Origin of the sequence: Nodularia spumigena CCY9414 (genome assembly GCF_000340565.2) — a bacterium.
GTDB lineage: Bacteria > Cyanobacteriota > Cyanobacteriia > Cyanobacteriales > Nostocaceae > Nodularia > Nodularia spumigena.
Window position 1 is genome coordinate 3530174 of the sequence record NZ_CP007203.1, and the last position, 25506, is coordinate 3555679.

At 40.6% G+C, this 25506-nt stretch carries 21 protein-coding genes and 3 pseudogenes; 10 read left to right on the top strand and 14 right to left on the bottom strand.

The genetic code is table 11. The features are described 5' to 3' along the window. The first annotated feature begins 226 nt into the window (after positions 1 to 226). Positions 227 to 1136 (top strand): annotated as a pseudogene (locus tag NSP_RS15380) (DUF2887 domain-containing protein). Positions 1137 to 1138: 2 nt separating this feature from the next. Here NSP_RS15380 and NSP_RS15385 read toward each other — a convergent pair. Then, on the bottom strand, positions 1139 to 3166 hold the full coding sequence (locus NSP_RS15385; protein WP_006198619.1) for a BamA/OMP85 family outer membrane protein: 2028 nt from the start codon (positions 3164 to 3166) through the stop codon (positions 1139 to 1141). Between the two features lie 171 nt (positions 3167 to 3337). On the opposite strand from NSP_RS15385, the gene NSP_RS15390 reads away from it, so the two are divergent. Further along, positions 3338 to 4687: a lipid-A-disaccharide synthase-related protein gene (locus NSP_RS15390; protein WP_006198618.1), complete on the top strand. Its 1350-nt coding sequence runs from the start codon at positions 3338 to 3340 to the stop codon at positions 4685 to 4687. A gap of 17 nt (positions 4688 to 4704) precedes the next feature. Here the strand turns inward: NSP_RS15390 and NSP_RS15395 are convergent, their stop codons facing one another. Beyond that, a complete protein-coding gene (locus NSP_RS15395; RefSeq protein ID WP_006198617.1) occupies positions 4705 to 5427 on the bottom strand; it encodes a response regulator transcription factor in 723 nt (240 codons plus the stop codon). A 387-nt stretch (positions 5428 to 5814) separates the two neighbouring features. Here NSP_RS15395 and NSP_RS26025 point away from each other — a divergent pair, with 387 nt between their 5' ends. The 3 genes from NSP_RS26025 to NSP_RS15410 all read left to right on the top strand — a co-directional run bounded on the left by NSP_RS26025 (position 5815) and on the right by NSP_RS15410 (position 9000). After that, a complete protein-coding gene (locus NSP_RS26025; RefSeq protein ID WP_157133682.1) occupies positions 5815 to 5982 on the top strand; it encodes a hypothetical protein in 168 nt (55 codons plus the stop codon). Between the two features lie 519 nt (positions 5983 to 6501). Beyond that, complete coding sequence (locus tag NSP_RS15405; RefSeq protein WP_006198614.1) at positions 6502 to 7836, top strand: ATP-binding response regulator; 1335 nt, start codon at positions 6502 to 6504, stop codon at positions 7834 to 7836. A 27-nt stretch (positions 7837 to 7863) separates the two neighbouring features. Then, positions 7864 to 9000, top strand: a complete 1137-nt coding sequence (locus tag NSP_RS15410; RefSeq protein ID WP_006198613.1) for a hybrid sensor histidine kinase/response regulator — start codon at positions 7864 to 7866, stop codon at positions 8998 to 9000. Positions 9001 to 9104: 104 nt separating this feature from the next. On the opposite strand, the gene NSP_RS15415 is transcribed toward NSP_RS15410, so the two are convergent. Beyond that, entirely contained in the window at positions 9105 to 9560 is a 456-nt protein-coding gene (locus tag NSP_RS15415; RefSeq protein WP_044482774.1) for a response regulator, read from the bottom strand. A gap of 333 nt (positions 9561 to 9893) precedes the next feature. Between NSP_RS15415 and NSP_RS15420 the strand changes: the two are divergent. Together NSP_RS15420 and NSP_RS15425 are read left to right on the top strand one after the other, a co-directional pair. After that, positions 9894 to 10343: pseudogene (locus NSP_RS15420) on the top strand (AAA family ATPase); the annotation flags it as partial. Positions 10344 to 10965: 622 nt separating this feature from the next. Continuing rightward, positions 10966 to 12207 (top strand): amino acid permease, encoded by a 1242-nt coding sequence (locus NSP_RS15425; protein ID WP_006199079.1) that lies wholly within the window; start codon positions 10966 to 10968, stop codon positions 12205 to 12207. 70 nt (positions 12208 to 12277) lie between these two features. On the opposite strand, the gene NSP_RS15430 is transcribed toward NSP_RS15425, so the two are convergent. Together NSP_RS15430 and NSP_RS15435 are read right to left on the bottom strand one after the other, a co-directional pair. Then, positions 12278 to 14350, bottom strand: a complete 2073-nt coding sequence (locus NSP_RS15430) for a S9 family peptidase (RefSeq protein WP_006199078.1) — start codon at positions 14348 to 14350, stop codon at positions 12278 to 12280. 30 nt (positions 14351 to 14380) lie between these two features. After that, positions 14381 to 15127, bottom strand: coding sequence for a hypothetical protein (locus NSP_RS15435; protein ID WP_006199077.1), 747 nt, complete (start codon positions 15125 to 15127; stop codon positions 14381 to 14383). A 118-nt stretch (positions 15128 to 15245) separates the two neighbouring features. Here NSP_RS15435 and hemE point away from each other — a divergent pair, with 118 nt between their 5' ends. Continuing rightward, a complete protein-coding gene (hemE, locus tag NSP_RS15440) occupies positions 15246 to 16301 on the top strand; it encodes a uroporphyrinogen decarboxylase (protein WP_006199076.1) in 1056 nt (351 codons plus the stop codon). Positions 16302 to 16517: 216 nt separating this feature from the next. Next, on the top strand, positions 16518 to 17474 hold the full coding sequence (locus tag NSP_RS15445; RefSeq protein ID WP_017804210.1) for an NAD-dependent epimerase/dehydratase family protein: 957 nt from the start codon (positions 16518 to 16520) through the stop codon (positions 17472 to 17474). A gap of 42 nt (positions 17475 to 17516) precedes the next feature. Here the strand turns inward: NSP_RS15445 and NSP_RS26960 are convergent. From NSP_RS26960 to NSP_RS15470, 6 genes and pseudogenes are all read right to left on the bottom strand, one after another. Next, positions 17517 to 17744, bottom strand: a pseudogene (locus tag NSP_RS26960) (DUF5615 family PIN-like protein); the annotation flags it as partial. A 110-nt stretch (positions 17745 to 17854) separates the two neighbouring features. Further along, a complete protein-coding gene (locus NSP_RS15450; protein WP_006195067.1) occupies positions 17855 to 18079 on the bottom strand; it encodes a DUF433 domain-containing protein in 225 nt (74 codons plus the stop codon). A gap of 159 nt (positions 18080 to 18238) precedes the next feature. Next, positions 18239 to 18583, bottom strand: a complete 345-nt coding sequence (locus NSP_RS15455; protein ID WP_006195066.1) for a DUF5615 family PIN-like protein — start codon at positions 18581 to 18583, stop codon at positions 18239 to 18241. Next, positions 18580 to 18873 (bottom strand): DUF433 domain-containing protein, encoded by a 294-nt coding sequence (locus tag NSP_RS15460; RefSeq protein WP_006195065.1) that lies wholly within the window; start codon positions 18871 to 18873, stop codon positions 18580 to 18582. Before NSP_RS15460 ends, NSP_RS15455 begins: the two co-directional genes overlap by 4 nt. 672 nt (positions 18874 to 19545) lie before the next feature. Next, positions 19546 to 19920 (bottom strand): DUF5615 family PIN-like protein, encoded by a 375-nt coding sequence (locus tag NSP_RS15465; RefSeq protein WP_006195063.1) that lies wholly within the window; start codon positions 19918 to 19920, stop codon positions 19546 to 19548. Further along, a complete protein-coding gene (locus NSP_RS15470; RefSeq protein WP_006195062.1) occupies positions 19917 to 20150 on the bottom strand; it encodes a DUF433 domain-containing protein in 234 nt (77 codons plus the stop codon). Before NSP_RS15470 ends, NSP_RS15465 begins: the two co-directional genes overlap by 4 nt. 447 nt (positions 20151 to 20597) lie before the next feature. Here NSP_RS15470 and NSP_RS15475 point away from each other — a divergent pair, with 447 nt between their 5' ends. Then, positions 20598 to 22196 (top strand): B12-binding domain-containing radical SAM protein, encoded by a 1599-nt coding sequence (locus tag NSP_RS15475; protein ID WP_006195061.1) that lies wholly within the window; start codon positions 20598 to 20600, stop codon positions 22194 to 22196. Between the two features lie 344 nt (positions 22197 to 22540). Here the strand turns inward: NSP_RS15475 and NSP_RS15480 are convergent, their stop codons facing one another. From NSP_RS15480 to NSP_RS15490, 3 genes are all read right to left on the bottom strand, one after another. Then, complete coding sequence (locus NSP_RS15480; protein WP_006195060.1) at positions 22541 to 22930, bottom strand: type II toxin-antitoxin system VapC family toxin; 390 nt, start codon at positions 22928 to 22930, stop codon at positions 22541 to 22543. Continuing rightward, entirely contained in the window at positions 22927 to 23169 is a 243-nt protein-coding gene (locus NSP_RS15485) for a hypothetical protein (RefSeq protein WP_006195059.1), read from the bottom strand. Before NSP_RS15485 ends, NSP_RS15480 begins: the two co-directional genes overlap by 4 nt. 132 nt (positions 23170 to 23301) lie before the next feature. Beyond that, complete coding sequence (locus tag NSP_RS15490) at positions 23302 to 25362, bottom strand: ribonuclease catalytic domain-containing protein (RefSeq protein ID WP_006195058.1); 2061 nt, start codon at positions 25360 to 25362, stop codon at positions 23302 to 23304. Between the last annotated feature and the right edge of the window lie 144 nt (positions 25363 to 25506).

Here is a 25506-nt window from a genome sequence, read left to right on the forward strand (position 1 = left end):
CTGAATGCTGAGTGCTGAGTAAGCAAATATTATTGATTCTTGAGTCTTCAGGCAATTGTAAATCGCCAGTTTTCCCATATATTTATACAGGGATAATTTATATTTTGAATTCCCGAAGTGGAAAACCTCCCGTTTATATTAACAGCTTTGTCTTGTTCATCATACAGTAGGGGTTAAATGATGCCCATTGGTATTGCTCTATGGCGCTCACTGAGTAGTTCTTTTTATGCGTAGAGATTCGATATTTTACAAACTATTTCAACAATCTCCCAATTTACTGTTTGAACTTTTGAGAGATTCTCCAGAAAATGCAGGTGAATACAAATTTGACTCGGTAGCTGTCAAAGAACCCAAATTTGAGATTGATGGCGTATTTCTCCCACCGGAAAGTGAAGGTGCTGGAGTTGTATATTTCTGTGAGGTGCAGTTTCAAAAAGATGAGAGGCTGTATGAAAGAGTATTTGCGGAATCTTCATTATATTTTTACCGCAACCGTCACAGGTTTAGTGAGACAGCGCGGTCTTGGGGGTTTCCCCCATGAGTGACTGTCGAACCCGAAGGGTGATTGGCAAGCAGTCATAATTTATCCATCTCGCAATATTGAACAAAGTGATATTTATCCCCATCGCAACCAACTTAATGGAGACCAAGTACATTGTATCTATTTAGATGAGTTGGGAGATATTCGTTCCTTACCTTTGTGGGTAGCATTAATGGTGTTAACTACGATAGATGCAGAACAAGCGCCGCAAGAAGCCAGGTATTTATTAGCCAGAAATCAACAGGAAGTGCGATCGCCATCAAGTCGCGTCATAATTGAGTTAGTGACGACAATAATGGTGTACAAGTTTGAACAATTAAGCCGAAGGGAAGTAGAAACCATGCTAGGGATTACACTTAAGGAAACGCGAGTTTACCGGGAAATTAAGGAAGAGGGGCGAGAAGAAGGACGAGAAGAAGGAGAAAGATCGCTTGTTCTGCGTCAACTAACTCGAAGGGTGGGAGAATTACCTCAAGAGGTGCGTTCGCGGGTTGAAACTTTGTCTTTAGAACAATTAGAAAATCTCGGCGAAGCATTGCTTGATTTTAGCAGTATGGCTGATTTGCAAGTTTGGTTAGAAACACCAATGCATTAAATTTAAAATCTTTGACCTATACCTAAATGCACCTTGCTTTCTCCCTGGTCATTAATGCCATAATCAGCGCGGATTAAGCCCAGAGGGGAGTCTATACGCACCCCAGCGCCATAACCAAAACCTTGACCAGGTTTTCCTCGCGCACCCGCCGGATCTCCTAATACAGTCTCACCAGAACCTAAGTCTGAGGCAAAATCGGCAAATACCACACCCCCCAATACTGGCACAATGGGGAAGCGATATTCTGCGGTAGCTAATACATAACTGCGACCACTCCCAATATCTCCGACATCGTAACCCCGGACTGAATTAGAACCACCCAAGTTAAAACTTTCATAAGGTGGTAAATCACCAATGACTGTACCCGCTTGAAAATTCACAGCAAATACTTGTGGCTGAGTATTATTAGTATTAAATAATTTGACTGGCACATACTGAGTAAAGTTAGCCTTGAGGCGATTCATGGCAATATTACCTTGACCAACGGGTACAGATTGTTCTGTACTCAGACTCAGTAAAGAACCTTGAGTAGGATTAAATATATTATCTCGGTTATCTTGAGAGGCGGTAAAGGATACCGTAGCTAGATCATCAATACCGGTTTCACTTGCAGTGAGGCGATTGCCTTGTGCGTCTGTTGGGGTAATATTACCTTGGCGATCGCGAATACTGGTGCGAGTATAATTAAATCCCAAAGTGGTATCCCAATCATCAAGGGGTTGCACAAAGCTGATACCAGTACCAATCTGACCTTCCCGCACTTTATCGCCATTGGGGAGTGTAATTTTTTCATCCAAGGTTTCGGAAACTTCCCGGCGACGAAAAGCATTAACTGTGTAGCCTAAACGGTCAGGTTCAGTAGCACGATAAGGACTGCTTAATTTAGTATTAAACTGCAAGTCATTACGACTCAAACCCACATTTACCGACAAATTCTCATTAATCCCCCGAATATTCTGATCTTGATAGCTTAACGTACCTAACAAGCCCAAGTCAGCGTTATAGCTACCACCTACGTTAATCGCACGCGCGCCAAATTCTTTGACTTCGTAAATTAAATCAACTTGATTCGCCTCACGTTCAAAGGCAACATTCACACTTTCAAATAAGCCTGTACGATATAACTGCTGCACATCTTGGCGGACTGCATTTTCTTGATAAATTTGCCCAGGCTTGAGTTTTAATTGCTTTCGCAGAAAATCGGGCTGGGTGCGTCCTTTAACTGGTTCACCTTTGCTATCAATGGTTTGACCATCGTCATTAATAAAGCGAAACTTAATGTCACCCACCACACCTTCAGCGACATTTACTGTGAGGATTCCTTCGCTGTTGGGTTGAATGGATAACACGTTTGCTAGCTGATAACCATTGTCGGCGTACCATTGGTCAATTTGTTCTACAGCTTGTTTGAGTCCTTCGGGACTGATAGGTTTACCGATTTGCGATTGAAACCGTTCTTGGGCTACCTGATAAGTGAGTATTTTCGCCCCTGAAAGTTGCAGCGATCGCACTACCACCGGTTGCACCTGATACACTACATTTAATCCATTTGGATTAGTGGTGCTATTAACGTTAGCACTAGCAAATAAACCAGTTTCTAAAATTGCCTCTACATCCTTTTGTAGCTGACTTTGACTGGTTTCCCCCCCGACTTTGGTTTTAACCACTTGGCGGACAATCTGCTGCAATTCCTGAGTAACTCCCACTACCTGGACATCTGTAGCAGTGACAAATAAATTATTATCAGTGCTAGAGGAGGAGACGACCACAGGGGGAGGTGAAGAGGTAGGGTTTTTTTGTCCACCTGTTTGCACAACTACAGAATTTTGGGAAAATTGTTGCGTAGCTAAAGTTTCTGGGGATGCAATAGTCTCAATTCTTGCAGGTGTTTCGAGAATAACTGGCACTACTGAATTTTTAGTAGGTTGATCCTCAGAAGCAACTGTAATCAATGTAGCCTTTGCTTGTTGAGTAAGATTGCTAGCTGCCAAAGTAGCTAAAGTCAGAATTGCAGCAGAAGAAACTCGCATAATATTTAGCCTAAATCACTGGTAGTTAGTTGTCTTGAGGTGAAGTAATGAGGATAATACTAACTTCCAGCTGCTTGGCCGATTGATATCCTCATTTATACCTCTTACTCAAACAGACAGTTAATTTTCATATTTTGTTTCTTATCCCTATTCCCCATTCACAGTATTTATATGAGTAATATTTCCCCATTATCGTTAGAAGCAACTTCTGGTTTGCAGTTACTGGTTTTAAGCAATGGTCATGGAGAAGATGTGATTGCTACCAGCATTTTGCAGAAATTCCAGCAACAAGAAAACCCCCCAGATATGTTTGCATTACCTTTGGTGGGTGAAGGGCGTGCTTACCAAAAGTTAGGTATTCCCTGTATTGGTTCAGTCCGCACTATGCCTTCTGGGGGCTTTATTTATATGGATGGACGGGAATTAGTCAGGGATTTACGTGGCGGTTTGTTGCAACTTACCCTGAATCAAATTCAAGCTGTGCGTGGTTGGGTGGGTTCCCAAAAAAAATTAGGTAACAAGAGCGCTATTTTAGCTGTTGGGGATATTGTCCCTCTGTTATTTGCTGCTTTTAGTGGTGCTAATTATGCTTTTGTGGGGACGGCAAAATCAGAATATTATGTACGGAATGAAGTGGGACTATTACCGAGGAAATCCCAATCTGCACGTTGGGAAAACTTTTCTGGTTCAATTTATCATCCTTGGGAACGGTGGTTGATGAGTCGTCGCCGTTGTCAGGCGGTGTTCCCTAGAGATGCGTTGACTACGGAAATATTACAAAAGTGGTCAATTCCGGCTTTTGATTTGGGTAATCCGATGATGGATGATTTAGAAGCGAAGGTTTCCAAACCAAAATTTCCTAGTTCCGCCGCCCATGAGCCAGAAGTGGCTAAACCATTAGTGGTCACTTTATTACCTGGTTCCCGTCCCCCGGAAGCTTACGCTAACTGGGAAATTATTATGCTTGCTGTGTCTGCATTGATGGCGAGTTTCTTAGCCGGTGATGGAATTTTACAAAGTTATGGAAATATGATATTTCTGGGTGCGATCGCTCCTGGTTTAGACCAAGGTATTTTATCCGCAAGTCTGAAATCCCAAGGCTGGGAAACCCATACAGAATCTCCTCTTGCCATTGCTGATGCTGATGCGTTGATATTTGGGCAAAGAAGCTGTTATGTTGTCCTGACACAACAAGGGTATAATGATTGTCTCTATTGGGGAGATTTAGCGATCGCAATGGCTGGGACAGCAACAGAACAATTTGTTGGTTTAGGAAAACCCGCGATCGCAATTCCCGGTAATGGTCCCCAATATAACCCAGCTTTTGCCGAAGCTCAAAGCCGACTTTTAGGCGCGTCTCTATTTTTAGTAGACAATCCAGGACAAGTTCCCCTGGTGGTGCAATCGCTGTGGCAAAATCCTAATACTTTGCAAATAATTTCCGAAAACGGCATCCGGCGCATGGGTAAACCAGGGGCAGCCCGTAGAATTGCTGATTGTTTACGTCAAAAGTGGTGTTAATCAAAACACATTTATTTTTATCCAACTAAACCAGAACGTAAAGCCCGCACGGCGGCTTGGGTACGGTCATCAGCACAGAGTTTATTCAGGATATTACGCACATGAGTTTTCACTGTACCCACTGTGATGTATAATTTTTCCGCAATTTGCCCATTGCTGCATCCAGCGACAATTAACTCTAAAATTTCCAGTTCGCGTTGAGTTAGAGGATAGGTTTCTAAGACTTGTTCGTATTCACTGGCTAAAGCTTCAATTTTGACGGTTTTGTGCTTATCGGCAGTTTGGGTTTCTCCGGGAATACCTTGGCGCATTTTCCGTAGTACCACATTGGCGATCGCTGGATCAATCCAAGAGTTACCGCCATGAGTTGCTTGTATGGCTTCGGTTAATTTATTGATGCTGGTTTCTTTCATGTAATAAGAGTCTGCACCTGCGGCAAAAGCAGCCAGTACGGCATCTTCTGTGTGATCCATAGTCAAAATCAGGATTTTTGTGGCAGTTTGCCCTGTTTCGGCTTGATAGCGTCTAAACTTGCGGGTGAGTTCAATACCATCCATGTCAGGTAAGCCAATATCTACCACTGCCACATCTGGTTTAGCCGTTTCCAAAAGTTTTAGTCCTTGAGTTGCATTTGCCGCCTCACCAATGACTTTGAGAGCGCTGTGAGATTGTAAGGCAGCTCTGAGTCCCATTCTGGTCAGATCATGATCTTCAATTAAAATAATGCTTATTTCATTCATTGTTATCTTGCTCTTGATAATTGCATCTTGCGGAATATTACCTTTTTTAAGCAGTTTATCTTATTTTCCCAAACCAAAGGTAGATGATATTTTCACAATCCGGCATCCGTCGATAGAAATAGTAAACCTGCTGATTTTTCACCCTAGATTTCGTTAAAAATCTAGCTAAAGATATATCGTCATTTTCCCAATAAACATGGAATATTGAAACGAGTTATAATTTTTGTCATGTCTCCAGGAGTAGAACCTTATTTAATACTATTCTAAAGCTTTAATAAAGATTTAAAAAATGAATAGATTAAAACAATTTAAAAGTTCTATAGCAGGGAAGATCAGACTAATTGACCATAGCAGATGCTGACCACAGTATTCTCCCGGTGTCTTTTTGTGAGTTTTCTAACTATGTCAATTCGCGATCGCCAAAAAAATACAGGCCTTAGCCTAGCGCCCGGCCAAAAAATTGTGGAAACAGCACAAAGCATCATGAATTTGGATGATATTGCTGAAATTGTCCATACTTTCAGCTTAACTTTCCCTCCGCAACCCAGTGAGTAAAACTGCTCAAGCTTACGGTACATGATTTTGGTACGTAACTCTCACTAATGACTGAGGACGGGCGTTAGCACACTCATTTACAATGGTTTTGAGGGTTAACAAAGTATTTTATGTGACTTTATGTCAATTTCCTCTACTTGAGCCACCAGCGATAGTAAATTGCCAACAAATTCCGTAGTTTTGATCACGAATCAAAGCAAGAGCAAAACAAAATGGAGGCTAAAAAATTAAAAATTGCAAGTTACTGGCTATATTTTAATCCTTTAACCTGCACTAATTTAGGAAAAAGTATGGCATTAGTGAATAAACATTGGGTATTATACAAAATTTTTGAGTCAATCACATCCCTATTGGGAAATATTCTGATTTTGGAGAATTTGAGTATAAAAATTCAACTCCATAGAGTAGAGGGCAAAAGTTGATGAACACCACATCTAAAAATCAAAATTATTTAGTGGGATAGTTTGAAAATAGAGATGCTATACATCAACCTGTATTTGACAGCGAAAATAAAAACCAATGAAAGAAACGCTGAGAATTTTGGTTGTAGACGATGATGAGGTAGATCGGATGGCGGTACGTCGATCCTTAACTCAAGCAGGTGTGTGTATGGAACTGTCTGAGGTGACTGATGGACGGGAAGCACTGGCGACTTTAAAAACGAATACTTATGATTGTGTTTTCCTTGATTATCGTTTACCAGATCAAGACGGTTTAGCACTAATCCAAAGACTACGTTCTGCGGAAATCAAAGTTCCTTTAGTAGTCCTCACCGCCCAAAAAGATGAACAAATCGCTGTTGAGTTGATGAAAGCTGGTGCTACAGACTATCTTTCTAAGTCTAGGGTGTGTTCAGAAACTTTAGCGCAGGTTTTACGCCATGCTATTCGGATACACCGCGCTGAAATGCAGACAGCTTTAGCAAACCAGCAACTCAGAGAAACTAACGAGCAGCTGCTTCGGAAGAATCAAGAATTAGAACAACAACGTCAACAAATTCAGTTACAAAACTTCAAGCTGTTGGAAGCATCACGGCTGAAATCGCAGTTTTTGGCAACTATGTCTCATGAATTGCGGACTCCGATGAATGCGATTATTGGGTTTTCCCAAATATTGCTGCGCCCTAAGTTCGGTAAGCTGACTCATCAGCAAACAGATATGGTGGAGCGCATATTAAATAATGGTAAGAATTTATTGATGTTGTTAAATGAAGTTCTGGATTTTTCTAAGCTGGAAGGAGGACGACTAGAGTTAAAGCCGGAATTATTTGATTTAACAAAAATTATTAATATCGTCGTTGCTCAAATGCGTTCTCTGGCTGAAGCAAAAAAGCTGTCTTTGCGAGTCGATATTGATATGCAACAACCTTTGGTATTTAATGATTCTGTGCGTGTGCGCCAGATTTTAATCAATTTATTATCCAATGCGATTAAATTCACTGAATCTGGTTGTATTTGGATTGAAGTGAAAGAACTTCCTCAAAACCAATTGGCGATCGCCGTTCGGGATACAGGTATTGGCATAGCTTCCAGAGATTTTAAACATATTTTTGAAGCTTTCCGACAAGTGGATCAAAGTATCACGCGCAAATATCCGGGGACAGGACTAGGGTTAGCAATTATAGATTCTTTGGTGCAAATGATGGGGGGCAGAATTATTTTGGAAAGTCAATTAGGGGTAGGTTCTATGTTTAGAATTGAAATACCACGGCAACTATCGTTACCAAGCACAGTGGGTAAACTCCCAGTTTTAAATTTGGATGGTCACGATATTTTTTGCTCTGTTCAAAACCCTCATCAGTCTTTGCCGAAATCTCACAAAGCATCGATGAGTTTTCCCAATCTCAAGCTCTAAATTATTCTTATAAACTGTTGATAAACCATGTCTGTTGTGGAAAAGCCGAAAATTGATCGTATTCTCGCCGTTGATGATACTAGAGATAATCTCATTTTGGTGCAAACTATTCTAGAAAGTGAGGGATATGAGATTGACTTAGTTGCAGATGGTTTAACAGCTTTGCAACAAATTGAAAAATCTCCACCTGATCTGATTTTACTAGATGTGATGATGCCAGGAATTGATGGTTATGAAGTGACTCGGCGCATTCGTAAAAATCCCCAATTTAATGCCAGCTATATTCCGATTCTGCTAATTACTGCTTTTCACCAATCCAGTGTGGTGGAAGGGTTGGATGCTGGTGCAGATGATTTTATTCGTAAACCATTTGATACTGATGAACTTTTGGCCAGAGTGCGATCGCTGTTGCGCCTCAAACACAGTCTGGATGAACAAAAAAAGATGGCGCGCCAACGCGAAGACTTTGTTTCGCGTTTAACTCATGATTTGCGTACTCCTCTAGTCGCTGCTGATCGGATGCTGGGTTTGTTTCTTGAGGAAACCTTCTGCAAAATTTCCCCAGAAATGAAACAAGCGATCGCTGTGATGATTCGCAGTAACAAAAATTTAATGCAGATGGTAAACACCTTATTAGAAGTCTATCGCTTCGAGGCAGGTAAAAAGACTTTAAACGATGACGTGTGCAATCTCCGAGAAATTATTCAAGAAGTCAGTGGCGAACTTACTCCTCTTGCTAGTGAGAAAAACTTGGCTCTCAAAATAGATACGAGTAAGTTAGATCCACAGCAAGAAAGCGCTGGTGTAGTAATGGGCGATCCCCTAGAACTGCGACGGGTATTTAACAACTTAATTGGTAACGCCATCAAGTTTACAGATACAGGAGGGATAGAAGTTTGTATTTCCGAAAAATCAGCTAATTTTCAGGGTCAAGATTGTGTAATAATTGAGGTTATAGATACAGGTTATGGGATTGCGCCCGAAGACCAAGCAACTGTTTTTGAGCGGTTTCGCCAGGGTAAAAATAAACGCTCTGGTAGTGGTTTAGGTCTGCATCTATCGAGCCGAATTATCGCAGCACACGGTGGCACAATTACACTGACATCGGAACTAGGCCGTGGTAGTGTATTCACAGTGACGCTACCAAAATGTAGTAGTCATTAGTCATTTGTCATTAGTCATTGGTCATTAGTCATTAGTCATTTGTCATTTGTCATTGGTCATTTGTCATTTGTCATTTGTCATTGGGTTAATTTACTTCTGATTACTCAGCACTCAGCACTCTTCAGAACCGAGGGAGAATTGAGCTTACTACGTAGCAGGCTGCGAATTATTGCCTCTAGATCCTCGATCATGTAAGGTTTACTGATATAGTCATCAAAGCCCACCGAAAGGAGGCGTTCTCGATCCTCTCTAGTAGCTAAAGCCGTAACTGCTATGACTGGAATTTTGGCAGTTAGTGGTTCTTGTTTGAGATAATGCACAATATCAGTGCCGCTCAGACCTGGTAATAGAATATCTAACATGATCAGGTCTGGCTGATGGTCTTTTGCCACTAATAATGTCGTGGAACTGTCGTTTTGACAAATATATCTACAGCCAAGTGACTCAAGGGCATAACCAATCAGCAGTAGACTATCATCATGATCTTCTACTACCAAGATTAAAGGCTGCTGAGAGTTTTGCTTCTTGTCACCACTCATGTATGAATGTGCCAGATACATCTCTTCTCCAGAAGATTGAATTGGGATTTACGTCTTGCTTGAGATAATAACCGAGACATCCCGCAAGGATAGAATAGAGCTAATCCAGGATTGGCTCAGGCTTTGCTTTTGCCTATTTGATGATTCTTACCCACGCCACAAACATAGGTGAAAGAAAACTTCAAAGCTATAGGTTTAGCAAGTACTTCTTGATTATACGCAAAATTACAGAATATTTTTCGCCGAATTTATAATAACTCGATATCACAATTCTAATTCACCATAGTATCTCTAGTACTACTTATTTTCTGAAAGTTAAAGATACAGAATTATCAGTAGATTTTTGGCGTTGCTGATACAGTACAACAAGCTATTCTGACTCAGAATCAGTTAGCTATTGTGGTACATGGTGTCCCGGCTAGAGTTAAAACTGTATGGACACAGGCAGTAGCAAAGCAGGTTATTGTACTTTTAGGGTATGTAAATTTTATTTTAGATCACGATGCGATCGCTAATTTTGTCCCGCCTAATTATTTAGAGCGTATTTGCATTATCATCAATGAGGCTGATAATTTAGCCCAAAATCGGGCTTCTGAAGTGGCACAATATAATAACAAAACGGAACATATTTTGAGTTTGTTGGATGGCACTTTATACCAAAGTATCATTGATGATTCTGGTATTCAACTCCAGCAAAGGTTAGTGGTTTTGATGACTTGCAATACTACTGAACGCTTAGACTCGGCTATGTTAAGGAAAGGTCGGGTTGATTTAATCTATGAGTTTACTGAGCGATTTTTCTAGTTTCTATTTTGCTGTTTTTTTAAGGAGGAACGAACCGCAAAGGGCGCAAAGTACACAAAGAAAAGAAGAAAAGAAGGAAGGAATTTCGGCACGGTTCCTCACAAAGAAATGATGGAAAGTCTATATATTTCTGAATGTAGAGACGTTGCATGCAACGTCTCTACAAAGGTTTGGTCAGACGTTTATTTGACTGTTAATTCAGTTCGTTGAGGTTTTTGCTAAAATTAGTTACACAACTTAACAGTCTGCATTCAGTTCGGACGCTTATCTCGGTATGACCCCTACAACAACTGTTTTCAAGTCTCATTCAGAGGAAGTTACTCGATTATGTTCTGCTATATAAAACCTAGACAAAACTAGACTTTACTTTCTACTTCAACGGGAGCATGGGAGCAGTTATCCCTCAGTAGACTTTCACGCCTTAGCCAGACGCGATTGTGTTCCAATTAAGTTTCTGAAAAAGACTACCACCATCATTGCTTGGTTTTCGCGTCGGCAATAGTCTCAATTCAATACTTGATATCACCGTATTATATATCAAGTAGTTGATTTTTTCCTAAAATATATATTGATTTTTGTCAATATAAGTATAGTTTTGTCTATGAAATTGTCAACTTAGGACTTGCTCATTGAAAATAAGTTAAGTCATCAACCGGGTAGTGTGTGGGGAAATACGGCGCTAATTGCTGGAACAACGGTTGGGGCTGGTATTTTGGCTTTACCTGCGGTGACTCTACCTTCTGGCGTTGTACCATCTACAGTGTTGTTAATTGCTGTGTGGCTCTACACTGTGATTTCTGGTCTGTTGCTTGCAGAAGTGTGTGTCAATGCTATGCGTCTAGAAGGGCGTTTGAGTGTTGGTTTGTTAGCTATGGTGGAAAGAACTTTGGGGTTTGTGGGGGCGCGTATTGCTGGCGCTGCGTATTTGTTTTTACACTATGCTTTGCTGGTGGCTTACATGACTGAAGGAGGAAATATTTTAGTCTCTGGGGTTTCTCAGGTGTGGGGACTTCAAAATATTCCGCCTGCTTGGGTGGGGACAATAGCCTTCACTTTGCTATTTGGTGGCATTATGTACCTGGGGCGAGAAAAATTCCTTGAGAAACTCAACAGCACCTTTGTCGCCATTGTCATTACTTCATTTCTGGGACTATTGTTGCTGGGAGGAGGACAGGTTAAGACTGTGCAACTTTTGACTCACAACTGGACAGCCTTGGGGAGTGCTGTGTCGGTGATGTTAGTGGCGCTGTTTTTCCATAATATTGTCCCTGTGGTTGTGACTCAGTTGGAAGGAGATATCCCCAAAATTCGCCAGTCTATTATTATTGGTTCTTTAATTCCTTTAATGATGTTTCTGCTGTGGAATGCGGTAATTTTGGGCAGTATTAGTCCTGATATACAAAGCACAGGTAATTTTGACCCATTGCAAATACTGCGGGCTGGTGGTGCTGGGGAATGGTTGGGAATCTTATTATCTATTTTCTCAGAGTTTGCGATCGCTACTTCATTTATTGGTTTTGTCTACGGGTTGCTAGATTTCTTCCAAGATATGTTCCCAGTTGTACGGGGTAAACCTTCTAGCCGTCTGCCAATTTATTCATTAATTCTGCTACCTCCCATGAGTTTGGGCGCAATTAATCCCAGCATTTTCTTTAGCGCCCTAGATTTTGCGGGAACCTTTAGTATTTCAGTTTTAGGCGGGATAATTCCGGCATTAATGACTTGGAAACAACGTCAAGAACCACAGTTAAATAGTATTAATCAACCACTTGTTCCTGGTGGTAGAGTGACATTGATAATCATGATGGCAATTGCTTCTGTATTGATTATCAAACAAATACTGGCAATGAGTGGACATAAGTAAGCTTCCTAGCCTTCGCAGAACAGGCAAGATGCCTGTTCCACAAGTAAAACATCATGCACTATTTTAGCATTTAAGTATTTCCTAAACCCAATCTATCGAGAATAAAAGCGTCTTCAAAAGCTAATTCTCGCAAGCTTTCATAACGTCCAGATGCACCACTATGTCCTCCTTCCATGTTGGTTTTGAGCAACAAAATATGATTATCTGTTTTGATTTCTCGGAGTTTGGCTGTCCATTTGGCGGGTTCCCAATATTTGACGCGAGAATCATTTAAACCAGCAGTGATTAATAAATCTGGGTAATTTTTGGCTTCCACATTATCGTAGGGCGAGTAAGATTTCATGTAGTCATAATAAACTTTGTCGTTGGGATTTCCCCATTCTTCCCATTCTATTGCTGATAGGGGTAGGGAGGTATCTAAAATTGTTGTCACTACGTCTACAAAGGGGACATTGGCGATTACTGCTTTAAATAAATCAGGACGCATATTCATTACTGCACCCATTAATAAACCGCCTGCACTTCCACCAGTAATTACTAAGCGATCGCTTGCTGTCCAACCTTTAGTAATTAAATATTCTGTACAGGTGATAAAATCTGTAAAGGTATTCTTTTTCTGTAAGAATTTGCCTTCTTCATACCACTTGCGCCCCATTTCTTCGCCGCCACGAATATGAGCTATGGCAAACACTATTCCCCGGTCTAATAGTGTTAATCTGGTGGATGAAAACGATGCTGGGTAAGATGACCCATAAGCACCGTATCCTGTAAGTAACAAAGGATTTTTACCATCTTTGTTAATTCCTTGTTTGTAAACAATAGAGATGGGAACTTTTGTGCCATCAGTCGCAGTAGCCATTAGCCATTCACTCTGATATTGAGTTTTATCGTAGCCACCTAATACTTCTGTTTGTTTTTTCAATTCCCGTTCATTTGTTTCCATGTTGTAATCAAACACAGAATGGGGAGTAATTAAAGAGGTGTAATGAAAGCGCAATATATTAGTGTTAAATTCTGGGTTATTGCCTTCATCAAATTCATAAGTTGGTTCAGGAAAACTAATATTACTTTCTTCACCTGTGGATAGGTTATGCACCCTTGCAGTTTGCAAGCCGCCTTTTCTTTCATAAATTACTAAGTGATTAGCAAACAGGCTCACCCCTAATAGCAGCACATCTTCTCTGTGGGGAATTATCGTTTGCCAATTTTCTTTTAATGGCGAAGCTACTGGCGTTTTCAGTAGTTTAAAATTAGTGGCTTCGTCGTTGGTAACAATGTAGAAGTTATCGTTGTGATGGTCAACATCATATTCTACCCCTGTAGTTCGGGGGTGAATTATTTGAAAGTCACTCTGGGGATGATTCGCATCCAAATAGTGAACTTCTGTCGTGATGCTACTTTGCAAAAGCATCAATATATATGATTCGCTGCGGGTTTTGCCAACATATAAATGATAAAGATCATCTTTTTCTTCATAAATCAGCACATCTTCTTGAGGGGAAGTTGCTAATGTGTGTTTGAGAAGTTGGTAAGGACGATTAGCGTCATCAATTTTGGTGTAAAATCCAGTTTGATTATCGTTACCCCAAGCAAAGGAAAAATAAGTTTCGGCAATTGTTTCTGGATATAACTGATGTGTATTCAAATCCAGAAAATACAGTGTATATTGTTCTGAACCGCTAGTATCAAAGGAATAAGCTAATATTTGATGATTGGGGCTAACGTCAAATACACCCAATTCAAAAAAATCGTGCCCTTTAGCTAATTCGTTTTCATCTATTAGCACTTCTTCAGGAGCTTCTAAACTCCCCTTTTTCCGACAATGAATTGAATAACCTTTGCCTTCTTCTGTGCGGGAATAGTAATAATATTCATCTTTCCGAAATGGAACTGATAAATCTGTTTCTTTGATTCGCGCCAGCATTTCGTTGTATATCTGGGTTTGCAATGCTTCTGTATGCTCCATCATTGCTGCTGTGTAGGCGTTTTCAGCTTCCAGATAAGCGGTAACTTTCGGGTTTTCTAGGTCGTTCATCCAAAAGTAGTTGTCTATGCGGCGATCGCTATGCAATTCTAAAACCTCTGGCTGTTGTTCCGCAATCGGTGGCGTGACTATTTTTGGTAAAACTTTATCTTTATTCATAATTGTTAACCGATAGTAAATATCAAGCAATTAGCTGTTGCTAAGGGTAGATGAACTAGAACTTTTAGTTGGGCGATGAGAGTTTCTTTTTAAGGTACACAAGCCAATTGCTGGTATCACTCCGAGAATAATAGCCGTAAATGTTTGTTCACTCCAATACAATATAGGAGTGCGATTCACTTCTGGAATTAAATCTTGCACAAGAGACAGCAACCAAACGAAAATACTAATCAAGAAGAAGGACACAGAAGGTAGGAAAATCCAGAGCCACGCTTGTTTTACGTAGCGCCTTAATGCTAACCATTGGCAAAATCCTAGCCAAATTCCGGTCAAAATGTATGAAAACGTTGACAAAAATCCCCAGATGAAGGCTAATTCAGGAGATACGCCTTGATTAAAGGAATTGGCAATTGAGGAAATATAGTTGATCCAGGCGATGGCCACACTATTGGCAATCAACCAACCTATACTAGTAGCCAGTATCCATAGCCTACCGGAGATATAACGACGCAGCACAAGGGCTTGATCTGCGGCAAAAACTACCGCAAACACAATGTTACCGAGGATTTTCGCCCAATGAAAGGAATCAGCAGGAGGTAGGCCGCCCAGGATGCTTTTCTCTAAACCTATGCTAGCAATACCACCTACAACCCATCCCAAGACAGTCATTAAGGTAAACTGGAAAAAAAACTTTTGTCTGTGGGAGCGCGGGATCAACAATTTTCCTGAGTGGGGGGTAGCTCCAACATGAGTTGGGCTATTTGAGTCAGTTTGCATATGAAGTTAAGTAAAACATTAACTATTGTTCTATGAGGCCTACCTCCTGAAAAAGCTTAATCTCAGAATGATAAGCTAAGGAGTGGCATAAAAATAATGACTTAGGATGAAGTTTTAAATGGGTGTTTCGTTAACGGCTCCTCATCTCCTTCGGGCTGCGCGTGGTGAAGTAGTAGATCGTCCCCCCGTCTGGATGATGCGACAAGCGGGACGATATATGAAAGCATATCGAGATTTAAGGGAAAAATATCCTTCTTTCCGCGATCGCTCGGAAATCCCCGAAGTGGCTATAGAAGTTTCCCTGCAACCTTGGAGAGCATTCGCGCCAGACGGAGTGATTTTATTTTCCGACATTGTAACCCCGTTGCCTGGTTTGGGCATTGAGATGGACATTGCGGAAGGTAAAGGCCCAATTATTAACTCGCCCCTTCGTAGTCAAGAACAAATTGATCGTCTGCGTCCTTTAGAACCAGAAGCATCACTACCGTTTATTAAAACTATATTGCAAGCGTTACGCCAGGAAGTAGGCAATCAGTCAACTGTTTTAGGCTTTGTGGGTGCGCCGTGGACTTTAGCCGCTTATGCGGTGGAGGGTAAAGGTTCTAAAACCTACTCCGTGATTAAAAATATGGCGTTCTCAGATCCGACGATTTTACATCAGCTATTAGGTAAATTTGCTGATGCGATCGCTGTTTATGCACGCTATCAAATTGACTGCGGCGCTCAAGTTGTGCAAATGTTCGATTCTTGGGCTGGTCAATTGAGTCCCCAAGATTATGACACTTTTGCTCTGCCTTATCAGCAAAGAGTTTTTCAGCAAGTCAAACAAACTCACCCCGATACACCGTTAATTTTGTTAGTTAGCGGTAGTGCCGGTGTGCTAGAAAGAATGCCTAAATCTGGTGCAGATATTGTCACTGTGGATTGGGCTGTGGATATGGCTGAAGCACGAGCGAGATTAGGTAAACACGTCAAAGTTCAGGGAAATCTTGATCCAGGTGTGTTGTTTGGTTCTCAAGATTTTATCCGCGATCGCATTCTTGATACAGTGCATAAAGCTGGTAATTGGGGTCATATTCTCAATCTTGGTCATGGTGTACTACCAGAAACTCCAGAAGAAAATGTGGCTTTCTTTTTTGAAACTGCAAAACAACTCAAATCTGTAGGCGTTTAACTCGTAGGGTGTGTTATGGACTTTAGTCCTAACGCACCGAAAATTTTAAATGGTGCGATCGCCTGTGGCATAATACACCCTACGAAACTATTGTTTAAAAATCCATTATCTAACCACAGAGGCACAGAGGCACAGAGAACACAGAGTTAAGAGTGGAACTTTTGACTTAATTTTTAACTCTTAAGTTTTAATTACTAATTTATTTTAAATAATACTATGAATCAGAAACGGATTTTAGTGACAGGTGCAAGCGGTTGTGTAGGTCATTACATCTCAGAAGCCTTAATTCAAAATACTAATCACGAGTTATATTTACTGGTACGAAACCCGAAAAAACTGCAAGTTGATATTCAGGCGCGTCCAGGTATCACCGTTTTGCAGGGTGATATGCAAAAAATTAACCTTTTGGCTGATTTACTCCCAACAATTGATACAGCAGTCCTCACGGCTACGGCTTGGGGTGGTGAGCAGACATTTGATATTAATGTCTCCAAGACTCTAGAATTAATTAAAATGCTAGATCCGCAGCGCTGTGAACAAGTAATTTATTTTTCTACAGCAAGTGTTTTGGATAGATACAATCAACCCCTCAAAGAAGCTGGGGAAATTGGCACAGATTATATTCGTTCCAAATATGATTGTTTACAAAAAATGTCACAACTAGAAATAGCCCCGAAAATTACGAAAGTTTTCCCAACTTTAGTTTTAGGCGGTGACGATCAAAAACCTTATTCTCATCTGACATCGGGAATACCAGAAGTAACTAAATATATTAATTTAATTCGCTGTTTGCAGGTAGATGGCAGTTTTCATTTTATCCACGGGCGAGACATTGCCACTGCTGTACAATATTTAATTGATTCTCCTCCCCAGGAAAACGAACCACGCCAGTTTATTTTGGGACAACAAGCGTTAACAGCTAATCAAGCAGTGGAAGAAGTCTGCGCCTATCTGGGTAAAAAGATTTATTTCCGCATTCCTCTATCGATAGCATTAGCTAATTTAATTATTGCTGTCTTTCGGATTCAAATGGCTGCTTGGGATAGATTCTGCATGAACAATCGCCATTTTAGTTATGAAAATGTGGTCAATCCCGCCAGTTTGGGCTTACCAAATTACTGTGCAACTATGAGCGATGTTTTAAAAATTAGTGGTGTGAAAGCGGTAAAATAAAAGGAGGTTATTTTTATACAAAATCAGCGAAAAATTTTTCAACTAATAGTCTCCACTGATCTCAACTAAATCTTCACCTGATTTTAAAAGCTCTAACGCCTTTGGGAGAGTTTTTATTAAAATCTCTTGTAATCTAGCATTGGAAGTATTTCCACAAGTTAACCAAATAATTTGCGGTGGTGTTCCCAGACGATCTACCAGTTCAATAAAGTCACTGTCTTTAGTGATAAAAATAACACCTTGAGATTTTGCCGCCTCGAAAATTTCAGGATCTTCCGCATCTCTTCAACCCAGATCGCGTCAAGCAAATGCTGTAATACCAAAGGTAGCAGTAATCCAAGTTGCGATCGCTGGTGATAGGTGTGCATCTACCCAGATTGTCATGCTACTAGGACTGGATGATTGAGTTTACGAGAAGCATAGGAAAGTGCTGCTTTTAAGTCATCAGCCTCAAGATCAGGCATTTCTGCTAATATTTCTTCTGCACTGAGTCCAGCCGCAAATAAATCTAAAATATCTGATACTCTAATTCTCATACCTCGAATGCAGGGACGACCACCACATTGTTTGGGATTGATTGTGATTCTTTCCAGTAGGACTGACATTCAAAATAACTCCATAATCTCTCTCAAGATGCGCGATCGCACTCCTCTAGTTTAGCCCATGCGAACTTACAAGTCAGTGAGTTCTTGTTTAAGGCGAGTGAGAATAGGCTGAAGGTGAATGTTCATGCTTATGAGGATGATCTCAACTTTTCACAGGAATTAGGCATATAATACCTGATTTTTAATTTCATCAGCCATTAAGGTACTTACCAAAATGCCAACCCGTTGTGCAATTTCATAAGCATTTTTCTGAGGAACAACGATAATTCCAAAATGCTGTTTTTCTTCCTCTATAAATTGAAGATGCAATCTTTCAAAATCAACTCGGTTATGGGTGAGGAGACATCTACATAGAGAAGTTGCAAATTCTAGCTGTTCACGATCAGTTTTTCCCAGGGTTGCTTGTTCAGGAACGGTTGTCACATCCAAACCACGAGAACGTAAAAGGGTGGCGACTAATGCGGACATATCCTCATCTATATAAAGTGCAGCAAAGATGGTCATATTGTGCCTAATGTATTTTTTACAGAAGAATGTATCAATTCATGAGGCACTTGATTTCGTTCAATATAATCATTAATTTCTGCTTGATGGTCAAGATAAAAACTCAGGGCATCAAATACTTGTGCTAGTGTTAAATGAGGTAAATGATTGAGGATTTCTTCTGGCATAATTCCCAATCGCCATAAACCAACAATAGCGCGGATAGATGTACGAGTTCCTGTAATAATTGGCTCTCCACCTAAAATTTCAGGATTGCGGGTAACATAGCGTGAGGAAGTTTCAGCAAACATAGGACAAGTTGCTCAGGTAGTCTGATGTTTTCTCTAGTTTATCAAGAGATTCGGTTATTCTGCGCCTCTAATACTCAACGAGTTCAGTCTCGATCAAATTTATTAAGTTTCCTATCAATTCTCTCTAGTGCTTCAGCAATACGCACAATAGCAAGAATAGCATTCGTAACTATACCTATCATGTAGGATATCCATACAAAACTTATTATAAACAATAATAGATTAATCCAATTCATCGTGCCTCTTACGATTATTTTATAATTGTGGAAATTATTAAATAGGATCTTTCAAAACTTAGAGTAGTGAAACAATCACAAACATTTCAACCATATGTACCATAATAACTGGACAATATCAATAAAATCTCTGTATATCCTCAATATCCAAGGATTGTAGTGGCGTGGCAAGCTTAAAATGATGCAAAAAATTGTAGGTTGGGTTGACGTAAGGAAACCCAAAATCATTGGCAGCGTTGGGTTGCGCTGCGCGTAACCCAACCTACGTTTAATGCACTGTTTTAGGCTTGTCAGTCCACTATGGATCTTTTCAAAAATCAAACCGGATTCCTATATTAAATACCTACAGATATACTCATTATCTAAATATTAGACACAAATTGTCAGGATATTTAGTCTATTTATATAGGCAATTACAGGCATTATCTTCAAATTATCAACGAATTGGCAGCTTACGAATACGTACAGAATTATCATCAATTGTCAGGGCTGAACCTTGAGTAAGTTCTTCCTCTAACTGAGGTAAAACATCCAACAATCTTTGTGTAATCACATCAGGTTTTGCAGAAGATAACCGCAATGTCACCAAACTTGGTTGGTTATACTTACCAACAGCTATCAACATCGAAAAATCTAAATCTTGGGTGATAATAACTCGACCTTCAACTCTTGCAAGTTCCAAAATATCTACATCAGCCGCAGTGTTAGGGAGCAAATCTGTACTCCGCAAAATGTCATAGCCCTTCAATTTTAAAGCTGCAACTGTTAGAGGGGAAATATGCACATCAGCAAGAAAGCGAAGGTTATTCATGCCGAAGGAATACCGACAATTTTATCTGAAACTGTCCAAGCAGCGTAGTTAAGCGCCTGTCGGATATCTTCATCCTCTAATTCGGGATAAGCTGCTAAAACTTCTTGAACCGAAAGGTGGCTGGCCAGCAATTTCAGAATAAAGCCCACAGTGATACGCATTCCCCGAATTGTTGGTTGTCCAAGGCAAACGTTAGGATTAACAGTAATGCGATCTAATTGAGCCAGCACTGTGGGACTCCTGAACTATAAAATTCTTTTTCTATTTTTACATACAACAGACAAATTGCGAAAAAACTCAATTAGTCTTAATTTTGGTTACAGTTAGATTCAGAAGGAAAACGGATTGTTAAAGCTTCGCGTTCCATAACGCTCTTTGCAACCAAATAATGATATTAGTTATTGTAACTATTTGATTTTTCTGAACAAAAATGTCAAATAATGTGCTATGGGTGAGCGATCGCTAGGTGAAGCTGAATGCGATCGCCACCAATTTCAAATATCCTCTGCAATAATTTGATTCTTAATTGGAACAGAAAACTTGGCTATCAGGTCACTGTAGTATAATTGCCAAGTCAAAAAAATAACGGTAAACTGAAGCAAATTTAAGAAAAAGTCAATAAGTCTTAATTTTGGTTAAAGTTGGGATAACAATCATAGTGTGAGGATTAATACTATATGCGAATCTTACTGGTATATCCAATATTTCCCAAAACCTTTTGGTCTTATGAGAAAATTCTAGAGTTAGTTGATCGCAAGGTTCTGTTACCACCTTTGGGTTTAGTCACAGTAGCGGCGATTCTGCCGCAAGAATGGGAGTTCAAGCTGGTTGACCGCAACATTCGCGCCATCACAGAAGCAGAATGGGCATGGGCAGATGTGGTAATTCTTTCCGCTATGATTGTCCAGAAGGAAGATTTATTAGGGCAAATTCAAGAAGCAAAACGACGTGGTAAGTTAGTTGCTGTGGGTGGTCCTTATCCTACTTCTGTTCCTCATGAAGTGGAAAATGTCGGTGCTGATTTCCTGATTCTCGATGAAGGGGAAATCACCTTACCCATGTTTATTGCGGCGATTCAACGGGGTGAAACTTCTGGTGTTTTCCGCGCCACAGAAAAACCAGATGTCACAGGTACGCCAATTCCCCGGTTTGATTTATTAGAATTGAATGCTTATGACATGATGTCGGTACAGTTTTCGCGCGGGTGTCCTTTCCAGTGCGAATTTTGTGACATTATTGTTCTCTACGGACGCAAGCCACGCACTAAAACCCCTGCACAACTATTAGCAGAGTTAGATTGTCTGTATGAATTGGGTTGGCGGCGGGGTGTATTTATGGTGGATGACAATTTTATCGGTAACAAGCGCAATGTGAAATTGTTGCTGAAAGAGTTGAAAGTCTGGATGGAAGAACATCAGTATCCTTTCCGCTTTGATACCGAAGCTTCTGTAGATTTAGCACAAGATCCAGAAATGCTGGAATTGATGGTTGAGTCTGGCTTCTCTGCGGTGTTCTTAGGAATTGAAACCCCGGATGAAGATAGTCTACAATTAACGAAGAAGTTTCAAAATACTCGCAGTTCCCTAGCCGATGCAGTGCAAACAATTATTAAGGCTGGATTGCGGCCAATGGCTGGGTTTATTATCGGGTTTGATGGCGAAAAAGCAGGTGCTGGCGATCGCATTGTTAGATTTGCCGAACAAGCCGCTATTCCCTCTACTACCTTCGCTATGTTACAAGCTTTACCAAATACAGCATTGTGGCATCGTTTGAAAAGAGAAGGACGACTGCGAGAAAATCAAGATGGTAACATTAACCAAACAACGTTGATGAATTTTCTTCCTACCCGTCCTCTAGAAGATATTGGCAGAGAATATATTGAAGCGTTCTGCACTTTATATGATCCAATTAACTATTTGGATCGTACCTATCGCTGTTTCTTAATGATGGGTTTACCAAAATGGAAAGCACCTTCCAAAATGCCTGAATGGATAGTTGTGAAGGCGTTACTAATTGTAATTTGGCGACAAGGTATTGTACGCGAAACTCGCTGGAAATTCTGGCATCACTTGTTTAGTATCCTCAAGCGTAACCCAGGAGTTATAGAGCATTATATCTCTGTCTGCGCTCACAATGAGCATTTTCTAGAGTATCGCCAAATTGTCCGCGATCAAATTGAAAGCCAGGTAGCTGCGTATTTGGCACAAGGGACAGAAGAACCTTATGTATTGGTAGATAAAAAAGCTGAGGAAAAAGCCGAGGCGATCGCTAGTTAGTTCAAATATTCTTCTTAGAGGATGTTTGAAAAGTTTTGGGCGAATATAATTCGCTACTACACAAGCAAAGTCCGCCTCCGCGGACTAACGCAAAATTAAGGTTTTTAACCCGCGCAGGCGGGTTTTGTATGTGTAGCCGCGACTTACAGTCGCCAAGGTGAGTAATAAATTAGACGTTTCAAACACCCTCTTAGATTAATCTTTGTAGAGACGTTGTATACAACGTCTCTACATTCTTTTTTATCCAGAAGCTTGTAAATATCATTAGAGCCTATATTTTGCCTTAATGGTGAGGTGAGGAATAATTATTTTGATTGTTGACAGTTTCAAAGCGCAATTATTACTTATTTGAGCGTCTTGACATCAGGATAATTAAGAATCTTTGCATCAACAGTTAATAAATGACAATAATAAAACCTGGCTGTTGCTACGATAAGTTGGTCAAATGGGTCACTATGAAAACCTTTTAATTGAGTTGAATCAACAACTATTGGTAGAGTCAAATCTAATAGCTGTACTCCAGGATAAGCCAAAGCAACTTCTAACCATTCATTAATAGATAAGGGCAGAATTAGTCTATTTTTTTCAACTAATTTTGCTACTTCCCAACAAGAAAGAATGCTGATTCCTAGTCCTGATTTCTGATAATCTTGTAACCATTGTCTGTGTTTTGCGGTCAGTCGTGAATCGTTTTGTACCCACCAAACCCAGATGTGAGTGTCAAGTACAATCATTGCAAAACTTCCCAATCTTCTAAAGCAACAGGTTCTGTGGGGTCATCATACTGATATGGCTGTGTGTCATGCAAAGGATAAAGATTTTTATCTGATTGGGATTTTGGATCGGCTTGATTTTGTAGCGTTTTAGCTGGCAAAATTATCACTTCCACAGCTTCGCCAGCATGAAAGGGTAAACCTTGCAATTTCAAAGTTCCATCTTCAGTTAAAATAACTTCGATTTTATGAGCGTTCATCTGACAATTCCTCACGCTAAAGAATTTTAGATTATGTTACAAATAACCAGCCTTATTAACCTGTTATCTGTAAAACTAATTCTGATGCTTTAGTTATTAACGAAGTATGAATCTCTGCATTATTCCTAACAGCTAATTCGTTGCTTGATGGCTTTCTTGATAAATTATTTCCTGAAACTGAATCATATCTTTTTGCGGGTCAGCGTGACTAACTTTGACTAATACCTGTTCTCCTAATCCTACAGAACGTTTAAAGAACATCGGCAACTGTAAGCCCAAATCTTCTAACAGAATTAGTGCTAAATTGCTGTCTTCTCGTAACCACATTAAAACTGTCACGTCCCAAACTTGGTCGGGATGACGGCGCAAATATTCTAAAGCCCAATATCTATTAGTTTGCCGTTCTACCATTGTGACTTCTTGGGTGGTAGAGGTGACTGTCATCATCACTTCTCGGAGTTGGTCGGCTGTAAAGGGTAAACTTTCACCCCGTAAGTGGGCTTTAAGTTGAAAGTGAGTCAGTAAGTCACTGTAACGGCGAATGGGAGAAGTTGCTTGAGTGTACGTATTTAAACCTAAACCAGCATGGCGTAAAGGCGTAATGCTCATTTCACTCTTGGGCATACAACGACGCATGGCGCAGGAGCGAACAAATCCGGCTGGGAGTAAAAGTAATTCTTCGTCTGGGGGTAATTCTGGTTGTGGTTGACCGCGAAAGGGCAAAGGTATATTGTGAGCTTGACCGTAACGGGCTGCTACTTCACCCGCCATAATCATCATTTCTGCTACTAATTGCCGCGATGAGGAATCATCTAAAATATCAATATCGATCTGGTCATTTTTGACTTTGATCGTCGCCTCTGGCATATTGATGCTGATGGCTCCTTGATTATACCGCCAAGATTTGCGCCGCTTTGCCCAGTTAGCGATCGCCTCAATTTCCGGTTCTGCTTCCACACCTAACTCCAACATCTCATCCACATCTTCGTAGGTGAGGCGATAAGTTGGCTTGATAAAACTAGGATGAATGGTGTAATCTTCTACACCACCGCTTTCATCTAAAACCACGCCAAAACTTAAGGCGCAAGAAATCCTTCCCTGTACCAAACTCATGGGACCAGTTGCCAATAATTCGGGGAACATGGGAACCATCCCCGTTGGTAAATATACGGTACTGCCCCGTTTTCTGGCTTCTAAGTCTAATTCATCTTCTGGGACTAACCACCGGGTAGGATCGGCAATATGCACCCACAACCGTTCTCGCCCATCTGGTAGTATTTCCCAACTTAGACCATCGTCTATCTCTGTGGTGCTTTCATCATCAATTGTATAAACCTTTAAATGAGACAAATCTAGGCGATTTGTATCTAAGTCAGTGGGGGGGAAATCCAAACGCTGTTGCGCCACTTCTAATACCTTGCTAGGAAACTGAACCGGAATTGACGAACGACGCACAAACAAGTTTTCATGGGCATCCCACCAACCTAAATCTATTAATAACTGAAAGGCTCCTGGAGGAGTTGCCGGACGACCCAGCATATTCATTGTTTCTAACACTGGGGCTGGCGGCGGATAGGCACGAGCTAAAGTATCATAATTTACTCCCATTCGCACGACATCAGCCAGCAATGCTGCGTATTTTTCCAGGGCTTCTAATCGCTGGCGGTCGTGGCGTTGCCATTCCACTGCTTCGCCTTGGAGGGCTTGCTCTACGCGAGCTAAAAATTCTTCTTGTCCCTTGGCTTTGAGTGCTTTTACTTCTGTCTGGTGTTTGAGTTCTGCTACCTGCGCCGCCGTGCGTGGTTCATAGGCTTCTCCTTTTTGTTTGAAATAGAGTTTGTCTTCTGATAACAAGCAATGGGCAGCATAACAAGCAGCCGCTTCTGATTCGGAAAACAGCAGATTCGCCATTTGGGCTGGTGTGACTGTTTCTCCATCCTCCACCAGTAATTCCCAAGCTACTTCCAGACTGGAGGGATCTATATAAGGTTGAACTTGCCCTTGAAAACTGGCAATTTCAGAGGGTTTATAGGTTTGTCCGTTAACTGTATAAGTAATTTGTCTAGGCGCGAGGCTGTGAGATTGACCACGTTCGTCTACTATAAACCAACGGGTTTTACCGTCCGGGCGGTCTACTACTCCCAGACGGCGATCGCCTTGAACCCTAAATTCAACTAGCGTACCCTTATCCACAACTCTCGCAATTATTTGGTGAACATTTTTTATATTTTTAAGTTCAGAGTTAGGAGTTTTGATTCTTAACTCATCACCTCATTTTAGATTTTAAATTTTGGATTTTGGATGGAAAAATCAAAATTTAAAAAGGTTTGAAGCCAC